At 71.1% G+C, this 17212-nt stretch carries 19 protein-coding genes; 11 read left to right on the forward strand and 8 right to left on the reverse strand.

Going from position 1 to position 17212, the window contains the following annotated elements; all coding sequences use genetic code 11:
* The 6 genes from ABGB01_RS35335 (at nucleotide 1) to ABGB01_RS35360 (ending at nucleotide 3703) form a co-directional block, all read left to right on the forward strand.
* Nucleotides 1-174: a hypothetical protein gene (locus ABGB01_RS35335; RefSeq protein ID WP_347777917.1), complete on the forward strand. Its 174-nt coding sequence runs from the start codon at nucleotides 1-3 to the stop codon at nucleotides 172-174.
* 23 nt (nucleotides 175-197) lie between these two features.
* Nucleotides 198-374 carry a hypothetical protein gene (locus ABGB01_RS35340; protein ID WP_347777918.1) on the forward strand — a complete coding sequence of 59 codons (177 nt, stop codon included), beginning with the start codon at nucleotides 198-200 and terminating at the stop codon, nucleotides 372-374.
* Between the two features lie 80 nt (nucleotides 375-454).
* A complete protein-coding gene (locus ABGB01_RS35345) occupies nucleotides 455-982 on the forward strand; it encodes a thioredoxin domain-containing protein (RefSeq protein WP_347777919.1) in 528 nt (175 codons plus the stop codon).
* Nucleotides 975-2783: an ABC transporter ATP-binding protein gene (locus ABGB01_RS35350; protein ID WP_347777920.1), complete on the forward strand. Its 1809-nt coding sequence runs from the start codon at nucleotides 975-977 to the stop codon at nucleotides 2781-2783. The genes ABGB01_RS35345 and ABGB01_RS35350 overlap by 8 nt, the downstream gene beginning before the upstream one ends.
* Nucleotides 2780-3169 (forward strand): S26 family signal peptidase, encoded by a 390-nt coding sequence (locus ABGB01_RS35355; protein ID WP_347777921.1) that lies wholly within the window; start codon nucleotides 2780-2782, stop codon nucleotides 3167-3169. Before ABGB01_RS35350 ends, ABGB01_RS35355 begins: the two co-directional genes overlap by 4 nt.
* Nucleotides 3170-3175: 6 nt before the next feature.
* The gene (locus tag ABGB01_RS35360; protein ID WP_347777922.1) at nucleotides 3176-3703 is read left to right on the forward strand and encodes a MauE/DoxX family redox-associated membrane protein; all 528 of its coding nucleotides are present in this window, start codon (nucleotides 3176-3178) and stop codon (nucleotides 3701-3703) included.
* Nucleotides 3704-3728: 25 nt separating this feature from the next.
* Here ABGB01_RS35360 and ABGB01_RS35365 read toward each other — a convergent pair whose 3' ends face one another.
* The 5 genes from ABGB01_RS35365 to ABGB01_RS35385 all read right to left on the reverse strand — a co-directional run bounded on the left by ABGB01_RS35365 (nucleotide 3729) and on the right by ABGB01_RS35385 (nucleotide 10411).
* Nucleotides 3729-5090 (reverse strand): High-affinity nickel-transporter, encoded by a 1362-nt coding sequence (locus tag ABGB01_RS35365; RefSeq protein WP_347777923.1) that lies wholly within the window; start codon nucleotides 5088-5090, stop codon nucleotides 3729-3731.
* The gene (locus ABGB01_RS35370; protein WP_347777924.1) at nucleotides 5087-6367 is read right to left on the reverse strand and encodes a tetratricopeptide repeat protein; all 1281 of its coding nucleotides are present in this window, start codon (nucleotides 6365-6367) and stop codon (nucleotides 5087-5089) included. The genes ABGB01_RS35365 and ABGB01_RS35370 overlap by 4 nt, the downstream gene beginning before the upstream one ends.
* Before the next feature lie 46 nt (nucleotides 6368-6413).
* Entirely contained in the window at nucleotides 6414-7790 is a 1377-nt protein-coding gene (locus ABGB01_RS35375) for a DUF4331 domain-containing protein (RefSeq protein ID WP_347777925.1), read from the reverse strand.
* A 75-nt stretch (nucleotides 7791-7865) separates the two neighbouring features.
* Nucleotides 7866-8483, reverse strand: a complete 618-nt coding sequence (locus ABGB01_RS35380) for a hypothetical protein (RefSeq protein WP_347777926.1) — start codon at nucleotides 8481-8483, stop codon at nucleotides 7866-7868.
* 407 nt (nucleotides 8484-8890) lie between these two features.
* Entirely contained in the window at nucleotides 8891-10411 is a 1521-nt protein-coding gene (locus ABGB01_RS35385; protein ID WP_347777927.1) for a PQQ-dependent sugar dehydrogenase, read from the reverse strand.
* Nucleotides 10412-10788: 377 nt separating this feature from the next.
* Here ABGB01_RS35385 and ABGB01_RS35390 point away from each other — a divergent pair, with 377 nt between their 5' ends.
* The 4 genes from ABGB01_RS35390 (at nucleotide 10789) to ABGB01_RS35405 (ending at nucleotide 13437) form a co-directional block, all read left to right on the forward strand.
* Nucleotides 10789-11826, forward strand: a complete 1038-nt coding sequence (locus ABGB01_RS35390) for a DUF5994 family protein (protein ID WP_347777928.1) — start codon at nucleotides 10789-10791, stop codon at nucleotides 11824-11826.
* The gene (locus ABGB01_RS35395) at nucleotides 11823-11999 is read left to right on the forward strand and encodes a hypothetical protein (protein ID WP_347777929.1); all 177 of its coding nucleotides are present in this window, start codon (nucleotides 11823-11825) and stop codon (nucleotides 11997-11999) included. Before ABGB01_RS35390 ends, ABGB01_RS35395 begins: the two co-directional genes overlap by 4 nt.
* 77 nt (nucleotides 12000-12076) lie before the next feature.
* On the forward strand, nucleotides 12077-12238 hold the full coding sequence (locus tag ABGB01_RS35400; RefSeq protein WP_347777930.1) for a hypothetical protein: 162 nt from the start codon (nucleotides 12077-12079) through the stop codon (nucleotides 12236-12238).
* Nucleotides 12239-12432: 194 nt separating this feature from the next.
* A complete protein-coding gene (locus tag ABGB01_RS35405; protein WP_347777931.1) occupies nucleotides 12433-13437 on the forward strand; it encodes an MBL fold metallo-hydrolase in 1005 nt (334 codons plus the stop codon).
* 87 nt (nucleotides 13438-13524) lie between these two features.
* Here ABGB01_RS35405 and ABGB01_RS35410 read toward each other — a convergent pair whose 3' ends face one another.
* From ABGB01_RS35410 to ABGB01_RS35420, 3 genes are all read right to left on the reverse strand, one after another.
* Nucleotides 13525-13998, reverse strand: a complete 474-nt coding sequence (locus tag ABGB01_RS35410) for an aldo/keto reductase (protein WP_347777932.1) — start codon at nucleotides 13996-13998, stop codon at nucleotides 13525-13527.
* An 808-nt stretch (nucleotides 13999-14806) separates the two neighbouring features.
* Complete coding sequence (locus tag ABGB01_RS35415; RefSeq protein ID WP_347777933.1) at nucleotides 14807-15286, reverse strand: MarR family transcriptional regulator; 480 nt, start codon at nucleotides 15284-15286, stop codon at nucleotides 14807-14809.
* A gap of 110 nt (nucleotides 15287-15396) precedes the next feature.
* The gene (locus tag ABGB01_RS35420) at nucleotides 15397-16140 is read right to left on the reverse strand and encodes an SDR family NAD(P)-dependent oxidoreductase (RefSeq protein ID WP_347777934.1); all 744 of its coding nucleotides are present in this window, start codon (nucleotides 16138-16140) and stop codon (nucleotides 15397-15399) included.
* 133 nt (nucleotides 16141-16273) lie between these two features.
* On the opposite strand from ABGB01_RS35420, the gene ABGB01_RS35425 reads away from it, so the two are divergent.
* A complete protein-coding gene (locus ABGB01_RS35425) occupies nucleotides 16274-17197 on the forward strand; it encodes an RNA polymerase sigma-70 factor (RefSeq protein ID WP_347777935.1) in 924 nt (307 codons plus the stop codon).
* Nucleotides 17198-17212 lie beyond the last annotated feature (15 nt).

Consider the following 17212-nt stretch of genomic DNA (forward strand, 5'->3'; position numbering starts at 1 on the left):
ATGCACGCCTTACACGGACTCTGCGACCGCCTGGTCGCACGGCTCGTCCCCCAGGTCAAGGCCTCAGCCATGGGGTGCTACTGGCAGTGGGACGACAAGCCGCAGCAGTGCTACAAGCGCTGGTGCTGCGAGTACATCAACGGGACCAGATGTAACGGCTGGGTCCGCTGCTGACCGGGAACAGAAAGCAGGACGTCATGACGGTTCTCACCAGACTCACCGATCGGCTCGTCGAACGACTCGTCCCCCAGGTCAGGGCCGCCGCCAGCAGCTGCTGGGAGGAATACCGCACCGTGATGGGTGGCCGGTGCCAGTACCGCAGGTGCTGCAGCTACAACACGGGGACCAGGTGCAACGGCTGGTCCTACTGCTAGACGCCGGTCCGGTGTCGTGATTCCACGGGCCGGGCCTCTGATCAGGCCCGGCCCCTCCGTTCCGCGATGAGGAGATCGTGATGGTTTACGCCCTGTGGGCGGCTGTGGTGGTGCTGGCCGTGTTGTGCGCACTCAACCTGGCGCTGGGCTTGGGCATCATCCGCAGGCTGCGCGAACACACCGAGCGCCTCAACGGCCTGTACGAGCAGGCCGGCGGCGCCCCGCCACCCTCGCTCCTCCCCGGTGAGACGGTGGCGGAGTTCGAGGCGGGGCACGCGCTGCGCGGGCGTACGCTGGTCGGCTTCTTCTCCCCGTCGTGCTCGCCCTGCACGGAGCTGGCCCCCAAGTTCGCCGAGCTGGCCTCGACGATGCCGCGTGAACAGGTCATCGCCGTGATCGCCGGCCTTCGCGACGAGACCGGGCCGATGCGCGAGCTGCTCGAACCGGTCGCCATGGTCGACACGGCCGGCCCGGACGGCGGGTCGATGGCCAAGGCGTTCAAGGTGGCGGCCTTCCCCCGGGTCTTCCTCATCGACGACAGCCGTACCGTGCTCGCGACAGGACATGACCTGGCCGACGTGCTGGCCCTGACCGCCGCGCGTGGCTGAGTGGTCCTGGCCGCGCGCGCTGGCCGCCGTCACGGGGCTGGCCTGGCGCAGCGCGCCCGCGACGGTGATCTTCTACGTCGGCGCCACCCTGGCCCAGGCCGCGGTCCCCATCTCCACGACCTGGTTCACCAAGGCGCTGCTCGACGCGCTGACCGCCGGCAGCGGCTCCGTGCTCGGCGCGGCGCTCGGGCTGGCCGCCAGCGGGCTGGCCGCCGGCGTGCTGCCGAGCCTGTCCACCTACGCCAACGGCGCCCTGGGCAGGGCGGTCGGCCTGCGCGCCACCGACCGGCTGTTCGCCGCCACCGGGAGGTTCGCCGGGCTGCGCTACTTCGAAGACCCCGCCTTCCTCGACCGGCTGCGCCTGGCCCAGCAGTCCACCACCGACTGCCACGGGCTGCTCGGATCCGCTTTCGACGTCGGCAGGGCCGCGCTCACGGTCGCCGGGTTCCTCGGGGCGCTGGCGCTCATCAACCCGTGGATGGCCGTGATCGTGCTGGCCTCGCTCGCGCCTGCGCTCGCCGCCCAGCTACGCCTGGCCAGGCAGTACACGACGATGATGTGGCAGACCAGCCCCGCCCAGCGCAGGGAGTTCTTCTACGGCCAGTTGCTGACCGGCGTCCAGGCCGCCAAGGAGGTCCGGCTGTTCGGGATCGGCGGCTTCCTGCGCGGGCGGATGCTGGCCGAGCGCAGGGGCGTCAACCGCGCCCAGCGCCGCCTGGACCTGCGCCGGCTGGCCACGAACGGCGCGCTCGAACTGCTGGCCGCGCTGGTGGCCGGCGGCGGGCTGGTGTGGGCGGGCATGGTGGCGCGCGAAGGCGGGATCAGCGCGGGGGACGTGGTGATGTTCATCGGCGCGGTGGCGGGCACCCAGCTGGGGCTCAACACGATGGTGCACATGATCGCGCAGATGGCCCAGAGCCTGCGCATGTTCGGCCACTACCTCGACGTCACCCACACCCCGCCCGACCTGCCCATGGCGGCCACCGCCCCGCTGCCGGCGCTGCGGCGCGGCATCGAACTGCGCGACGTGTGGTTCCGGTACGGCGACGACCACCCCTGGATCCTGCGCGGCGTCGACCTGTTCATCCCGTACGGCGGCACCGTCGCCCTGGTCGGGCTGAACGGAGCGGGCAAGAGCACCCTGGTCAAGCTGCTGTGCCGGTTCTACGACCCCAGCAAGGGCACGATCCTGTGGGACGGGGTGGACCTGCGCCAGAGCGACCCCGCCGACCTGCGCGCCCGGATCAGCGCCGTCTTCCAGGACCACATGGCCTACGACCTGTCCGCCGCCGAGAACATCGGCCTCGGGAATCTCCCCCTGATCGACTCCGGACCCCACATCCAGGCCGCCGCCCGGCGGGCCGGCATCCACGACGCGCTCGCCGTACTGCCGCGCGGCTACGAGACCCTGCTGACCCGGCTCTTCTTCAGCGACGGCGACGAGGACTCCGCGTCCACCGGGGTCGAACTGTCCGGCGGGCAGTGGCAACGGATCGCCATCGCCCGCGCGCTGCTGCGCGACGGGCCCGACCTGATGATCCTCGACGAGCCCAGCTCAGGGCTGGACCCGGAAGCCGAACACGACATCCACGTCCGGATGCGCGCCGGCCGGTCAGGGCGTACCAGCCTGCTCATCTCGCACCGCCTCAACACGGTGCGCGACGCCGACCTGATCGTCGTGCTGAAGGAGGGGCGGGTGGCCGAGCGAGGGCGGCACGAGGACCTGATGGACCTGCGGGGCCCGTACGCCGACCTCTTCACCCTGCAGTCCGCGGGCTACGTCACGGAGCACATCGGATGAGATACGTGGCCGGCATCGTGCTGGTGGTCGCCGCCCTGGTGTGGCTGCGCGGGCGGTTCGTCACGGTCACGGTCGAGGGCGTCAGCATGGAGCCCACCGTGCGTCCAGGGCAGCGGCTGCTGGCCCGGCGTACCCGGGGTGTGACGGGCGACGTCGTGATCGTGCGCAACCCGCACTTCGCTCCGCCGCTGCTGGTCAAGCGGCTGGCCGCCTGCGAAGGGGAACAGCTGCCCGCTGTGCTGGGCGGTGGTCCCGTACCCCCCGGTCGCGTCGCGGTCCTCGGTGACAACCCGGGCCGGAGCGTGGATTCCCGGCACTTCGGCCTGCTGCCCGCCTCTCACGTGGTGGCGGTCATCAGGTCCCTGCCTCGACGAGGGGAACAGTGATCGATCATGCAGTACGTCGAGGTGGCGAGCAGGCTGCTACTGGTCACGGTGTTCGCGCTCGCCCTGGCGGGCAAGGTGCGCGGACGCCGGGCCTGGGAGGGGTTCGTCGGGTCGCTCAGGGAGATGGCCGTGGTCGGCTGGGCGGTCGTCCCGATGGCCGCCGTGGCCGTCACCGTGGCGGAGACCGCGGTGATCGTGCTGGTCGTGGCGCCGCCACGCTGGGCCGGGACGGCGGGATTCGCGCTGGCGGCGGTGCTGCTGGGCTGCTTCACCGTGGCTGTGGGCGCGGTAGCCCGCAGGCCGGCCCCGGTGCCGTGCCGTTGCTTCGGCCCTTCCGGGACACCGGTCGGCGTGGCGCACGTGGTGCGCAACCTGATCCTCGTCGCGGCGTCCCTGCTCGGGCTGGTGGGATCGCTGGCGAACGACCCCGCCGACCTGGTGATCAGCGCGGCTGCCGGAACTCTGGGCGCGGTGGCGGGACTGCTGCTGGCGCGGTGGGACGACCTCGCGGCACTGCTGAGGCCGTCCTGGTGAACGCCTGCCGGGAGAGGTGGGACGGTCACACCAGGGCGGCGACCGCGCGCAGGGTGACGCCTGTGCCGACGAGCAGGACGAGCACGGCGGTCATCGTGGCGCTGTAGGGGCGCAGGCGCTGCAGCCGCCCCACCAGGGCGAGGTCACCCAGCCTGCGCAGAGCGAGCGCGGCGGCCAGCAGCGTGAGCGCCATGCCGAGCCCGTAGCAGACGACGGTCATGACACCGAACACGGTACGTCCCAGTGCCACCGCGCCGAGCAGGACCACCAGGGCGGACGGGCTCGGCACCAGCCCGCCGGCCACGGCCAGCGCCACCACCCCACCCGACCGCCGCCCGTGCCCGTGCCCGTGCCCGTGCCCGTGGCCATGCCCGTGGCCATGCCCGTGACCGGGGACGGAGCCGGGGGCGGGGGTGCGGCGGCGGGCGGAGCGGAGCAGGCCGGCGCCGATCAGGGCGATGATGAGGCCACTGGCCACCCCGAGCCAGCTCAGCACCGCCTCCCCCGTGAACGACGCGGTAAGCGTGACCAGCAGCCCCAGGACCAGCACCCCCGCCGTATGGGTGGCGGTGACCGTGGCCGCGACGGCGGCCGTGTCGCGCAGCCGTCTGTCACGCCCGGCGAGGTAGGCGGCCATGACGGTCTTGCCGTGGCCGGGCATCGCCGCGTGCACGGCTCCGAGCACCAGCGACAGCAGCAGGGCCAGCATGCCGAGCGGCACCGTCAGCCGGTCGGCGCCCACCAGCGTGTTCAGCCGGTCGGCCAGCAGGGTGGTGTAGCGGGTGATGATGTCCACGCCCGGCACGGCCACGGACGTCCCGGCGTCTCCGGCGCCCGGCTCCACCGTGACGCGCGCCCGGCGTACGTCGAGGGGGGAGCTGAGCAGGTCGGCGGGGTAGTCGCGCAACGCGCCCGACACGCTGTGCGCGGGCACGCTGGAGGCGCTGAGCCGCACGCCGGCCCCCCGGGCCGTGATCTCCCGCCAGCCCACGGTGCCGGCGCGGTGGGCGTTGGCGAAGGTGAGGGTGAGCGGCCGGTCCACCCGCAAGGGCGCGGTCAGGTGGCACGTCAGCCTGCTCGTACGCAGTCCCGCGGCACCCGCCTGGTAGGCGAAGGACGTCTCGGTGGCCCGCCAGGCCAGCGGCCGCCCCTCCACCGTGCCCCTGACGGCGTCGCGCAACTCGGCGCAGGCGCGACGGGCGTGGGCGTCCACGGGGCCGCGTACCGGCTGTTGCAGGGTCGGGATCTCGGCGCTGTCCACGATGGCGACGTGCTCGATCCGGTCGCGGTGGATCGTCAGCCCGTCGTAGTGGTTGACGCTGAAGTTGCCCAGCGGATGCGCGGCCAGCACCGCCGAGACCAGAGGGGCGGTCAGGGGAGCGATCACGCCGTCGCCGCCAGCAGCCTGCGCGCCCGCGCCGCCCCTGCCGGGGAGAAGTGCGGGTTGATGGACAGGGCCCTGGCCAGGTGGGCGCGGGCGGAGGCGGTGTGCCCGAGCGCCTGCTCGATCTCGCCGCGGTGGTAGGCGAACAGCGCGCGGTGCCCGCCGAGCCTTCCGGCGCGGGCGGCGTACGTGGCGGCCTCGGCGTGGCGGCCCGCCCGGTGCAGCGCCCAGCCCAGGGCGTCGGCGACCTCGACGCTATGGCGCCGTTTCCACTCCGCCCGCAGGTGCCGGACCGCGGTGTCCGGATCGCCGTGAGCCGCTTCGTACGTGCCCATGGCCAGGTGGTCGGTCTTCCCGGCGGCGGCCAGGAGCTTGTGCTGGGCGGTGAACACGGCGTACTGGCGCCTGGCCCCGGCCCGGTCGCCGAGGTGTTCGAGCAGTTCGCCGTACTCGACGACGAACGACGGAGCCTTGGCGACGACGGCGGCGTAGCCGCGCCGCGCCTGGTCGACGTGGCCGAGCGCGGCCTGTGCGCGGGCCTTGCCCGCCTGCGAGGGCACGTGCCCGGGATCGGCGGCCAGCGCCTCGGCGTAGGCGGCGAGCGCGGAGCGCGGGTCACCGGTTTCCCAGGCCAGGTCGCCGAGTTGCCCCTGGCAGAAGGCATATTCGGCAGGGTCGCCGGCGATCGCGCACGCGCGGTGCAGCAGTTCGCGTGCGGGCTCCGGCCGCCCGTGCACCTGCTCCAGGCGTGCGGCCCTGGTGAAGGAGGCGAAGTCGGGGCGGCCGTCGAGCATGTGCCGCAGCGTGCTCTCGGCCTCGCGGTAGTGGCCGAGTTCGAGGTGGGCGTCGGTGAGCACGCCGTACAGCGGCCAGCGGTAGGGGGCGGCCTCGCGGGCCTGTTCGGCCCACCGGACCGCTCCGGCGAAGTCGTGCGCGGCGTTGGCCAGCGCGCCCATGCCGATCACGGCGTCGATGTACGGCTCACCGTCGCCCGTGGGCAGGCGCATCGAACGTTCGAACGCGCCACGCGCCTTGGCGTGGTAGGCGCCGTCGGCGGTGCGGCGGACCTGCTCCAGGTACAGGAAACCGAGGCCCGCCCAGGCCGCCGCGTCGTCCGGGTGACGGCGCAGGCGGTTCTGGGCGTCCTCGATCGACCCGGCCAGGTCGTACGGCGACCACCCCGCCTGCCTGGGCGCCGGTTCGTCCTGGCGCAGGGCGCCGCCAGGGGCGTACAGGGCCAGCAGCACGCATCCCAGCAGCAGGCATCCCAGCAGGGGCAACGATCGCCGTATACGACTCATCTGATCGGGTGTCCTCGGTGCGGGCTCAGCCGGCGGTGACGGGCAGCGCCAGGTAGGGGAAGCTGCCGGAGATGGGTTTGTAGAGGAATGCCGGGTTGTCCTCGGCGATGAGGCCCGGAGCGCCGGGGCCCGCGGGCTCGCCCAGGAGCATGCGCAGGTTGACGGTCACGACGTCGTCGATGAGGCGGCGGCCGTTGGGGTAGCCCTGCGTGTCGCCCTTGAGCAGGCCGTACTTGTCCGGCTCGGCGGCGACCGGCGTGCTCATGTTGAGGCGCAGTTCCTCCGCCTTGGCGATGCGCGAAACGTCCCGGTTCAGCAGGTGGGAGTTGAGGTTCCGGTCGATCGGCCCGTCGCCCTGCGTGGTCAGGCCGGTGAGGTAGATCTCCTCCAGGTCCTTGCGCGGGGCCGGCGGCGCCGCGACCTTGGCCTGTTTCGCGACGACCTTGGCCTGGCCGGGGTCGAGCGTGGACGGCACGACCAGCCCGCCGCTATCGTCGCCGTCGGGCCGCAGCGTGTTGAAGCGGTCGCGCTGCTTCAGCGGAATGATGACCTCGTTGAAGTTGGGGTTGCCCAGCCGCGAGACCTGCTTGTAGCCGGCCTCCCCCGAGCCGAGCACGCCGCTGGACTTGCGGGAGGCGGTGGTCCAGACGCCGATGACGGGGTTGGCCGCGGGGTCGCCGCCGAGCGCCAGCTCCGACTTGGGGATCTGCAGGGCCAGCGAACTGACGTTGAGCGGCACGCCCGTCTTGACCGGGAAGAACGGCAGCCCGAACCTGAGCAGGTTGACCGCGTGGTTGTCGGAGTAGAACGGGTCGGCGGCCGTGCCGGTGAAGACCTTGCCCCCTCCCGGCAGGTCACCGACGGCCTTGCGGCGCAGCTGCGGATAGTCGGGCGTGGCCAGGGCGCCCATATCGGTGGGAGCGACATAACCGTCGCGGACGAGCGTCTGCCACTTGCCGTCGCGCAGCCTGGTCAGCGTGTAGCTCTGCTCGACCAGGGCGTCGGCCGGCCCGGCCTGGTGCTTGCGGACCAAGGAGGGCACCGGCAGCCGCTTGGTGGTGAACGTCCACCGGTAGGTGACGGCGGCCTGGCCGGTGCCGGTGTTGTCGATGTGCACCTCGTAGCGGGCGCCGGTGTCGAACTGGTAGGGCTTGTTCGGCACCTGGAAGGGGATGTAGTTGGCCACGATCGTGACCGTGTCCTGGCGTTCGGGGCTGGTGAAGGCGTACAGGTCGGTCGCGTCGACCTGCTTGTCCCGGGTGGTCGCGGGGGCGTCCCAGTGGCTGGTCGCTGTGCCCGGCCGCATGGAGGGGCCGAGCAGCACCATGGTCGTCAGCATGGCTATGGCGGCGCCGCCGGCGGCGGCCCACGTCCACCGGCTTCTCGCGCTGGTCACTCGCATCTGTCTCTCGTTTCGCCGGCACCCGGCCGTGCCCGCGGGCACGGCCGGGCGGATCTCAGGTCAGGGGAGGTCGCCCTACGGCACGTACTGGACGACCGCGTCGAGGTTGGCCAGGTAGGCGCCCTCGTTCAGCGGGATGCCGGTGAGCCGCCTGACGGTCCGGCTGAGGTAGGGGCTGACGTAGAACGGCCAGTGCTTGGGCCCGATGCCGCCTTCGAGCGGCCGGGGCGTGGGAACGTACGGGGCGAACTCCGACAGCCGGTAGGTGGCCACGAGCTGCTCGCCCTGGGGCCGGCCGTCGATCTCGACCTGAGCGTGCGCGCCGTCGGGGCGCAGGTAGATGTCGTGGATGGCGGCCCTGTGCCCGCTCTTGACGTCGTTGATGGCGAACCCGCCGGGGTAGTAGACGCCGTTGCACGGGTCGATGTGGTCCTGCTTCCACCCGATGGGCACGTAGATGCCCCTGTTGCCGGGCTTGGCCTGCATGGGGGCGAGGCCCTCCACCCGGATGCCGCGCTCGTCGAGGAGCCTGACGATGTCGTTGCCGAAATCGAAGTTCGCGTGCCCCTTCGGGCCGAAGTAGGGGAACTCGAAACACGTGGCGCTCGGTGGCTGAATGGACGGGCTGCCGGGAATCGTGGGAGCGGCCCCCGCAGGCGCGGCCGTCGCCGCGATTATCGCGGCGCCGATCATGAGTGTTCCGGTAATGCGGGAAAGGGTGCGCATGGCGGTCGGCCTTTCGTTGTCACGAGACGATCGAACGCCTCTGACCTGCAATGACTGCTCAAGGTAGTGAAGATGTCACTCTTTGTAAAGGGAGCGTCAACGCAGTCGTCGAAAGGCTCGCACCCGTAAATCGGGTGCACAAAAAAAATGCGCGGCGAGGTCGGTTGTATGGGGCGTGAAAAGAGAAAGGCGCCCGATTTGGGGGGCGCCTTGTGGTGGGCTCAGATTCCGGTGGCCGGGGAGGGTGGGACGGTGGGTGTGGGGGTCGCGTGCATGCTGGTTGCTCCTTGGGGGGTGGCGGGGAGACGCAGCGGGGGCGGCGCCGGTGACGCCTCGATCACATAGTGTAGTTATACCATTACGCAGCGCCTCGGTCAGCGGTCGACGGCGCAGGTGTCCCTGTTGAGCGAGAATCTGCTCGGCAGGGACGTGTCGCCCGTGTGGTTGGCGAGATAGCCCAGCGTGACGCTGCCGCCGGGCGCGATCGACGCGTTGTGGCCGGCGTTGACCGCGATGACGATGTCGCCGCTCTGGGTGAGGTCGGTGTTCCAGTCGGAGACGATGCTCTGCCCGCGCGGAAGGGGGAAGCGCAGCGTCCATCCGTCGATCGGCGTGGTGCCGGTGTTGGTGACGGTGAGGTCGACGGTCATGCCGCCGCCCCAGGTCCGCGTGGTGTGCCCGATCAGGCAGGTCGGCTCCGCGCGTTCGAACGAGACGCGGTGCAGGCCACCGGGAAGGTCGTTGACGACGTACAACTCGCCCTGCACCGTGGCGCCGAACGCGGTGACCTGCGTCGGCGTCTGGCCGATCTCGGCCTGGAGATAGCCGCCCGCGCCGTCCTCGCGCAGCGCCCACACGGTGGAGGAGCAGTAGTCGGTGGCGATGTAGGTGCCGCCGACCAGGTCGGCGAACTCCTCGCCGCGGTAGACCTGCCCGCCGATGACCGCGCAGCCGCCGGTGTGCGGGGAGTAGGTGAAGACCGGCTCGGTGTAGTCGGCGTCGGAGTCGCACTGGGTCTCGTCGAACACCTCCAGCCCCTCGTAGCAGGACCAGCCGAGGTTCGCGCCGGCCTGCCGTCCGGGCTTGATGTGGTTGATCTCCTCCCACCTGCCCTGGCCGACGTCGGCGATCCACATCGAGCCGTCCGCCGGGTCGACGGAGAAGCGCCAGGGGTTGCGCCCGCCGTACATCCAGATCTCCTCGCGCGCGCCCGCGACGCCGGCGAACGGGTTGTCCTCCGGTACGCAGTAGGCCAGGTCGCCGCAGCTCCGGCTGACGTCGATGCGCAGGATCTTGCCCAGCAGGGTGTCCACGCGCTGCCCGGAGTCGAAGGGGTCACCTGAGCCGCCGCCGTCGCCGATGCTCATGTACAGGTTGCCGTCGGTGCCGAAGGTGATCTGGCCGCCGTTGTGGTTGCTGTTCTCGGCGTGCTCCTGGGAGAGCAGGGGTTCGAGGCTCGCGTCGTCCAGCCCGTACCGTGCCAGGGTCACCGCGCCGTCCGGCAGCGCCGTGTAGGCGAGGTACACGTCATGGCTCTCGGCGAAGTCGGGAGAGAGGGCGATGCCGAGCAGCCCGCGCTCGTTGCCGGACTCGTCCACCGACGCCGTGATGTCGATGATCGGGGTCTGGCCGAGACCGGTGTCCGGGTGGTAGACCCGCACGGTCCCGCGCTTCTCGGTGATGAACAGCCTGTCCGTCCCGTCATCGGGTGCGGCGATGGCGGTGGGGCGGCGTAAACCGAAGGCGACCTGGGTGGTGACCGTGTTGATCTCCTCCAGCGGCACCTCGGAGACGGACGTCGCCGCGGCGACCGGTGGGGTGAGCACGCCCACGGGGGCGAGCAGCGGCAGGGTCAGGGCGAGCAGTGCGGGGGCGGCCCAGCGTTTACCTGGCATGAGGGACTCCAGAGGCGAGGCGTCGTCGGATCGGACGGTATAGGCTCGCCCGCCGTCCCAACCAGGGCGGCGATCAAGATGTACGCGCGGAGCTGACGCGCCAGGCCGTTGACACCATCTCACCTGCGGTGATGCGACATCCTCCGGCAGGGGCCGCCACCGGCCGCATGAAACGTACATCGCCCAGCGCGCGCGTGGCCGCCCGTTCGAGGCGCTGAGACCGCCGGGTGACCGGACTAATGCCGGAATTGGGGAATTCCGGAAGTAGGAGGTAGGCTAAACGTACCGAGGACTTTTCGAGCGTTGGCACTCAGGTCTGCGTCGCCCCCGGCGAACCACCACCGGCCTCTTCGGAGGCCCGGACAGGTCAGGCGACCATGACGCCGACACTTCTTTCTCCACCCGCACCGCTCAGCTCCACCTCATCCGCGATCCCCCGGGTCGATTCCGCGCTACGGCTCGGTCTCCATCCGGCGCTGGATCGGCGAGCTGTGGTGGACGGGGCCTGGTGGCCCTACTCCCGCGACGCGGCCACCGAACTGCCCGGCCTCATCGCCGCCGTCGACCGGCTGCTTGGCCGTGTCACGCTCCGCATCGGGCTGCATGGCGATGCGTGGCAGAGCATCCCGCACCGCATTCCGGCACGCGGGCGTCAGGTCCGCGTCGGCTGGTTCCGCCACACCGACCCGCGCCTGATCACTCTCATCTTCGCGGCCGGTGAGCCGATCGTCCTGCTGGTCATCCCGCCGGACACCGCCGCCGGTGCCGCTGAGGCCACGCTCAAGCTCACCGCCCAGGACACCGCCGGCTTGAGCGTCGACGACGCTCTCGCCGGCGCGCGCTTGCCGCCCGATCCTGTTCCGCCTCTGCGCGGGACGGCCGCCGACGGCACGGCCCGCTGGGAGAACGAGGGCGGGTCGGTCACCGACCAGCAGCCGCCCTCCCCACCAGACGGCCATCAGCACCGGCGTGACCCGCGTTCCGTCTGCCGACCGGATCAGACGGTAGAAGGACCCGCCCGTTCCGGCGGCGGACCGATCTCCAGCCGGCAGGCATCTCATCCCATTCCAGCTTCTCCAAAGGAATCCGCCATAACCGTCATCGACACCGCGCCACTTGGCGTGGCCGACCGGTCAAAGCCGACCACCGTTCATCTGTCCGGCGAGATCGACATCTTCACCAGCGCAGCGCTCCGCCGGCAACTGCTGAGCACGCTGCACTACAGCACGAGCCTGCTCATCCTCGACCTGTCGCAGGTGTCCTTCTGCGACGCCGGCGGCGTGGGCGTCCTGGTCGGCATCCAGCGCCGCGCCCGGTCGATGGGCATCACCTTGGCACTGAAAGCGCCCCGCCCGTTCATGTCCCGGCTGCTGCACATCACCGGCCTGGACCGCAGCCTGCCGATGGTGGCGTGACCGGGGTGCGCGCCCAGGCCCCGGCATACGACGGCGCCTTCACCGACCAGCCCGGCGACCCGCACTCCCCCTACCGCTACGGCACCGGTCCTGGCGGGCAACTGCGCGGCCTGGCCCACGCCCACCTGGGCTGGCCGTTCTCCAGCGAACCCACCTCAGCCGGCTCGCGCTGAGCAGGCCGATCCTGGCCTGGCCCGCGAGGTCGGCGCCGGCGCGCTCCGCCTGGCCGGCGAGCGCGGGGTTGCCTGACGTGCCAGCGGCCTCCGCCGCGGAGACGAGCAGGGCGGCCCGGTCAGGAGCCGAGGCGGTCAGCCACGCCGCGCGCTCCAGCGCGACGGCCGCGGTGCCCGGAGCTCCGCGGCGCAGCGCGCGCACGGTCGGCGACAACGTGCAGCGCTACCTCGACGCTTAGGTGCGCACCGCCCTTAGAGTCGCCGCTTCCCGGCGCGCACGCTCCTCGCGACCATGACGACCCCGCGTGCCGGAGCAGAGGTCATGAGCCCTCTTGGTTCTCGGCGCCCTCGGTTGTAAATTAATCGATCGTTTGCTTAATATCGAGGAGTACGCCGCCGGCACGCGGTGGCCACGAGGACAGGAGTCCCGTTCATGTCCGAGCTCTCCCACCACCTGCTCGACCGCGAGACCAAGGAACGCCCGCCGGACTACTACGGCCCCAACCTCAGCCCGGTCGGCCTGGAATTCAGGGCGCAGGAACTGGGCACGGGCGTGCACGCGCTCATGGCCACCGTCCCGCCCAAGGACAACAACGGCGTCGTCGCCGGCACGAGGGCGTCGCTGATCATCGACTCCGGCGTGACCCCGGCGGTCGGCGCGCAGGTCCAGCGCGCGGCGAAAGAGGTGACCGGCCGGCCGCTGCGCTACCTGGCCAACACCACCTACCACGGCGACCACACGTTCGGGAACATCGCCTTCCCCGACGACGTGACCGTGATCACCTCGCGGGAGAACCGCGACAACATGCACGACCTGGCCTACGAGAAGGAGATGCGCTCCAAGAACATGTACGGCGCCGAGGCCGAGTTCGACGCCTTCACCACCTGGCGGCTGCCGGACGTCGTCTTCGACACCCACGCCGAGATCGACCTGGGCGGCACCACCGTCGAACTGCACCGTTTCGGCCCCGGCAACGGCCCCGGCGACACGATCGTCTACGTCCCCTCGGCGCGTACCGCCTGGACCGGCAACTACCTGTGCGCGGCCGGCTCGGCGCACATGATGTTGCAGGGCGGTCCCGTGCCCTACATCCAAGGGCTGCGCGCGTTGAAGGCGGGCCTGCCCGAGCTGGAGACCATCGTCCCCGGCCACGGCCCGATCGGCGACGGGCCGCAGGCGATCGACGCGCTGCTCGCCTACCTCGAACGCCTCCAGGACGAGGTGAGTACCGCCCACCAGGCGGGCGTCCCGATCGACGAGGTCTACGCCCGCTGCACCGACCCGTGGGCCGGCGGGCTGGACCCGGAGTTCGCGGCCAGGCTCGACGCCTACCCCAGCCCTCCGGCGCCCGCGCACGAGGACTTCCTCGGCATGTGCCGCCAGCTCCACCGCATCTGCGTGATGATGACCTACCGCATCTGCGAGAAGGTCTCCTGACGACGGGGAGCTCCCGCCTTCCGCGCGCCGGCGTCCGGCAGGAGCACATCCAGACGCCCGTGGCCGAACACCGCGAGCGGCTCGGATTCAGGCGAGGTCGGCGAGATCTTCCTCGGTGAGGGTGATGGCTCGGGCGGCGAGATTGGTTTCCAGGTGGGCCACCGAGCCGGTGCCGGGGATGGCCAGAATCGCGGGTGACCTGGCCAGGAGCCAGGCGAGGGCGATCTGGTGGACGGTGGCGTGGTGGCGTCCGGCGACCTTGACCACGGCGGGGTGGTCGATCCCGGTCCTCCCGCCCCCGAGGGGGAAGAAGGGGACGAAGGCGATGCCGGCCCGGGCGCAGGTGTCCAGGAGGGCCACGTCGTCGCGGCCGGCGATGTTGAAGTGGTTCTGGACGGCTGCGACGCTGGGCAGGCGGGGCCGGCCTCGGCGCGGTTGGCTGGAGCGGATGTGCCCTGCCCTGAGCTGCTCGTACGCGTGGATCGGCCGCAGCGGCGCGCTGGAGCGGTGTCCGTGCCCGGCGGGCCGGGACCGTGGCCGGCGCCGGCCGGCGACCACCACTCCAGGGGATCCTTTGGGGCGTGCCGCACGCGATCGCGGGGCTGGAACCCCCGACGAACGTGACCGTCTCCTCGAGCGGTGCGCGGCCCGTGCGGACGTGGTCGACCGTGACGTCCTCGAAGCCGATGGAGACGCCGCAGAAGAGGATGAGCCCGTCCGGAGGGTGCAGGACCTCCGCGACGGTCTCGCGATAGACCGACCAGGCCATCTGCGGGCAACTGTGCAGCCCCTCGGCCCGGAGCAGCAACATGACGGTCTGCAGGTACATGCCGACGTCGGCCCATTGCGGCCGGCCCATCTCGCGGTCGATGTAGCAGAACAGGGCGGCGGGCGCGCCGAAGCAGTCCCAGTTTCCGGCCGCGGCCCGCTGGCGCGCCTCCCAGTCGTCGCGTTCGATCCCGAGCGCGCCGTAGCGTTCGCGGCCGAAGGCGGATCGGCGCTCGCGGTAGGGGGACTTCAGCGCGGGAGGGTACATCTCGTATTCCCGCTCGTCCCAGGGGTCGCCGGCGGCCAGGCGCTCGCCGGCGCGCCTCTTGATCTCGGCCAGTGGCTCGCCGGTCACCACGTAGACGTGCCAGGGCTGGAGGTTCGACCCGGACGGCGCCCAGGCGGCGGCTGACAACACGCGCTTGAGCGCCTCCATCGGGACGGGCTGGTCGGTGAAGCCGCGCACCGCCCGCCGGCTCGTGACCGTTTCGTAGACATCCATGATCGCCGCTCCCTCGGCTCTCTTGGTTACATCTACGATGGTATCAAATGATACAGTTTCATTCAATACGATCTGGGGTGAGAGGGCGGACGGGCCTGCTCACGCGCCCCCGGGATAGGCGATCCGGGTCAGCAACTCCTTCAACTGCTCGGCCTCGCCGGGCTCCAGATCGGCGACCAGCCGCTCGGCCTGCGGCTCCGCCGCCACATGGGCGGCGTCGAACAGCTCGACGCCCTGCGGGGTGATCTCCACCGCCCGCGCCCGCCGGTCGCCGGGAACCGCCTTGCGTACGGCCAGCCCCTTGCGCTCCAGGTCGTCCACGACCCGCATGATTCCGGCCTTGTCCGACCCTGTCGCCGCCGCCAGGTCGCGCTGAACCGTGGGCCCGCGGTTCACCAGCACGATCAGCACGGCGAAGTGCCGCAACTCGATGCCGAGCGGCCGGAGCGCCTCCGTCATCACCGTGCCGGCACGCCAGTGCGCCTGGCGCAGGAGCAGGCCGAGAGCGAAGGGTGAGGTGTCGCCCGGACGGTCGGTCGCGCGCGGGGTGGAGGCCCTGTCGGGAACATCGGCGGTCATGGCGACAGGCTACCGAATATCGTTGCGCCTGAAACTATCTCGGTTGAAACGCCAACCGGTGAACGCTCAGCCGCCGACGCCTTGCGCGTGCCCGAGGGGGCGCGCCGCCGTCACCAGGCTACGGGGCCGAGACGATCGACGAAGATCCCCGTCGGCCCGTCGGGCCCGGCCGTCGCGAGCCTCACGATGGAGTCGGTGCCCTCGGTGACGGTCAGCTCGCCGGTGTGACGGTTCATGTCGGTGGCGGCGAACTTGCGGTTGGCGACCTCGCCGGGCGTGGCGACGTTGAACTTGATCTGCGGGAGCGCCTGGGCGTACCGGACGGTGATCATGTTCAGTGCCGCCTTCGACGAGCTGTAGGCGAGCTCGTGCATTTTCGACACGGGCTGCTCCGGGTCGGTCACGACCGCGAAGGAACCGCCGCCGCTGGACACCATCACCACCCGCGGATGCTCCGCCGCCCTCAGCAGGGGGAGGAACGCGTGCGTGACCCTGACCGGCCCGTACACGTTGGTGTCGTAGACGGAGTGGATCTCCTCGGCTGTCGCGTCCGCCGGCGCGATGAATCTTCCCGGCGCGCCGGCGTTGTTGATCAGCACGTCCAGCCGGTCGGTGTGCTTGCGGACGAGCCGTGCGGCGTCGGCCACCGACGTGTCCGAGGTCACGTCCAGCGGGACCATGACCACGTTCGCGCCACCGGCGGCGAGCTTGGCGGCGGCCTCCCGTCCTCGCCCTTCGTCGCGCGAGCCGAGAAAGACCGTCCAGCCCAGCTCCCCGAGCCGCCGGGCCGCTTCGAAACCGAGTCCCTTGTTGCCTCCGGTGATCAACACCGAGGTCTGTTCCGCGTTCGTCATGCCCTCTGAGACGATGTGGTCCGCGCTGCTGTGACACGGGTGAGCGGCCGCACGCTGCGATGTCACAGACCGGCCGGCCCTCTCGTCTCATGTACGAGGCCCAACGCCGAAGCCGAACACGAAGTGGACTGTGATGACGCGAGAGCAGGAATTCGAGGAGCTGCGACCGCTGCTGTTCTCGATCTCTTACCGGATCCTGGGCAGCGTGACCGAGGCCGAGGACGCCGTCCAGGAGGCCTGGCTGCGCTACGCGACCTCCTCGTCGCAGCCGCGATCCACCAAGGCGTTCCTGTCGGCGACGGTCACCAGGATCTCGATCGACGTGCTGCGTTCCGCCCGGGTCCGCCGGGAGGAGTACGTCGGGCCGTGGGTGCCCGAACCGCTGCTCGCCGACCCCTACGACGACCCGGAACGCTCCGCGGAGCTGGCCGACTCGGTGTCGATGGCGGCACTGCTCCTGCTGGAGCGGCTCAGCCCGCTCGAACGCGCCGTGTTCGTGCTCAGGGACGTGTTCAGGTTCGAGTTCGCGGAGGTCGCCTCGGCGGTGGGCCGTTCCGAGGCGGCCTGCCGGCAGCTCGTGTCGCGGGCACGCCGTCACATGCAGGAGGGACAGCCCCGGTTCGAGACCGACCGGAGGAAGCGCGAGGAGCTCGCCGGGCGCTTCTTCGACGCGCTCAAGGAAGGGGACGTCGACCGGCTGCGCGAGTTGCTCGCCGCCGACGTTCAGCTGGTCAACGACGGCGGCGGCAAGGTCGGTGGCCCGCGCCGCGTCGCCGGCATGGACAAGGTCATCAGGGTGCTGGCCGCCGCCGTGCCGTCGTTCATCACCCAGATCGGCGCCGTGGTCGAGCCGCGCGAGGTCAACGGCCAGCCGGGCGCGATCGTCCGCGACAGCGACGGCAGGATCATCACTGCCTGGGCCCTCGACATCCTCGACGAACGCATCCAGACCATCCGCTCGTTGGTCAATCCAGACAAGCTCGGGCACCTGGGCCCCGTCGCGGACACCGGCGCGATCGTCCGCGAACAGAAGCAGGTCCGCCGGCGACCCACATGACCTCACGCGTCCGGC

Source organism: Nonomuraea sp. B5E05 (assembly GCF_039880665.1).
GTDB lineage: Bacteria > Actinomycetota > Actinomycetes > Streptosporangiales > Streptosporangiaceae > Nonomuraea.

Excerpts from the sequence above, each read along its gene's own strand:
- ABGB01_RS35380 (WP_347777926.1), bottom strand. The coding sequence starts at position 8,483 with ATGATCGGCGCCGCGATAATCGCGGCGACGGCCGCGCCTGCGGGGGCC.
- ABGB01_RS35335 (WP_347777917.1), top strand. The coding sequence starts at position 1 with ATGCACGCCTTACACGGACTCTGCGACCGCCTGGTCGCACGGCTCGTC.
- ABGB01_RS35425 (WP_347777935.1), top strand. The coding sequence starts at position 16,274 with ATGACGCGAGAGCAGGAATTCGAGGAGCTGCGACCGCTGCTGTTCTCG.
- ABGB01_RS35415 (WP_347777933.1), bottom strand. The coding sequence starts at position 15,286 with ATGACCGCCGATGTTCCCGACAGGGCCTCCACCCCGCGCGCGACCGAC.
- ABGB01_RS35360 (WP_347777922.1), top strand. The coding sequence starts at position 3,176 with ATGCAGTACGTCGAGGTGGCGAGCAGGCTGCTACTGGTCACGGTGTTC.
- ABGB01_RS35420 (WP_347777934.1), bottom strand. The coding sequence starts at position 16,140 with ATGACGAACGCGGAACAGACCTCGGTGTTGATCACCGGAGGCAACAAG.
- ABGB01_RS35405 (WP_347777931.1), top strand. The coding sequence starts at position 12,433 with ATGTCCGAGCTCTCCCACCACCTGCTCGACCGCGAGACCAAGGAACGC.
- ABGB01_RS35375 (WP_347777925.1), bottom strand. The coding sequence starts at position 7,790 with ATGCGAGTGACCAGCGCGAGAAGCCGGTGGACGTGGGCCGCCGCCGGC.
- ABGB01_RS35340 (WP_347777918.1), top strand. The coding sequence starts at position 198 with ATGACGGTTCTCACCAGACTCACCGATCGGCTCGTCGAACGACTCGTC.
- ABGB01_RS35385 (WP_347777927.1), bottom strand. The coding sequence starts at position 10,411 with ATGCCAGGTAAACGCTGGGCCGCCCCCGCACTGCTCGCCCTGACCCTG.
- ABGB01_RS35345 (WP_347777919.1), top strand. The coding sequence starts at position 455 with ATGGTTTACGCCCTGTGGGCGGCTGTGGTGGTGCTGGCCGTGTTGTGC.
- ABGB01_RS35390 (WP_347777928.1), top strand. The coding sequence starts at position 10,789 with ATGACGCCGACACTTCTTTCTCCACCCGCACCGCTCAGCTCCACCTCA.
- ABGB01_RS35355 (WP_347777921.1), top strand. The coding sequence starts at position 2,780 with ATGAGATACGTGGCCGGCATCGTGCTGGTGGTCGCCGCCCTGGTGTGG.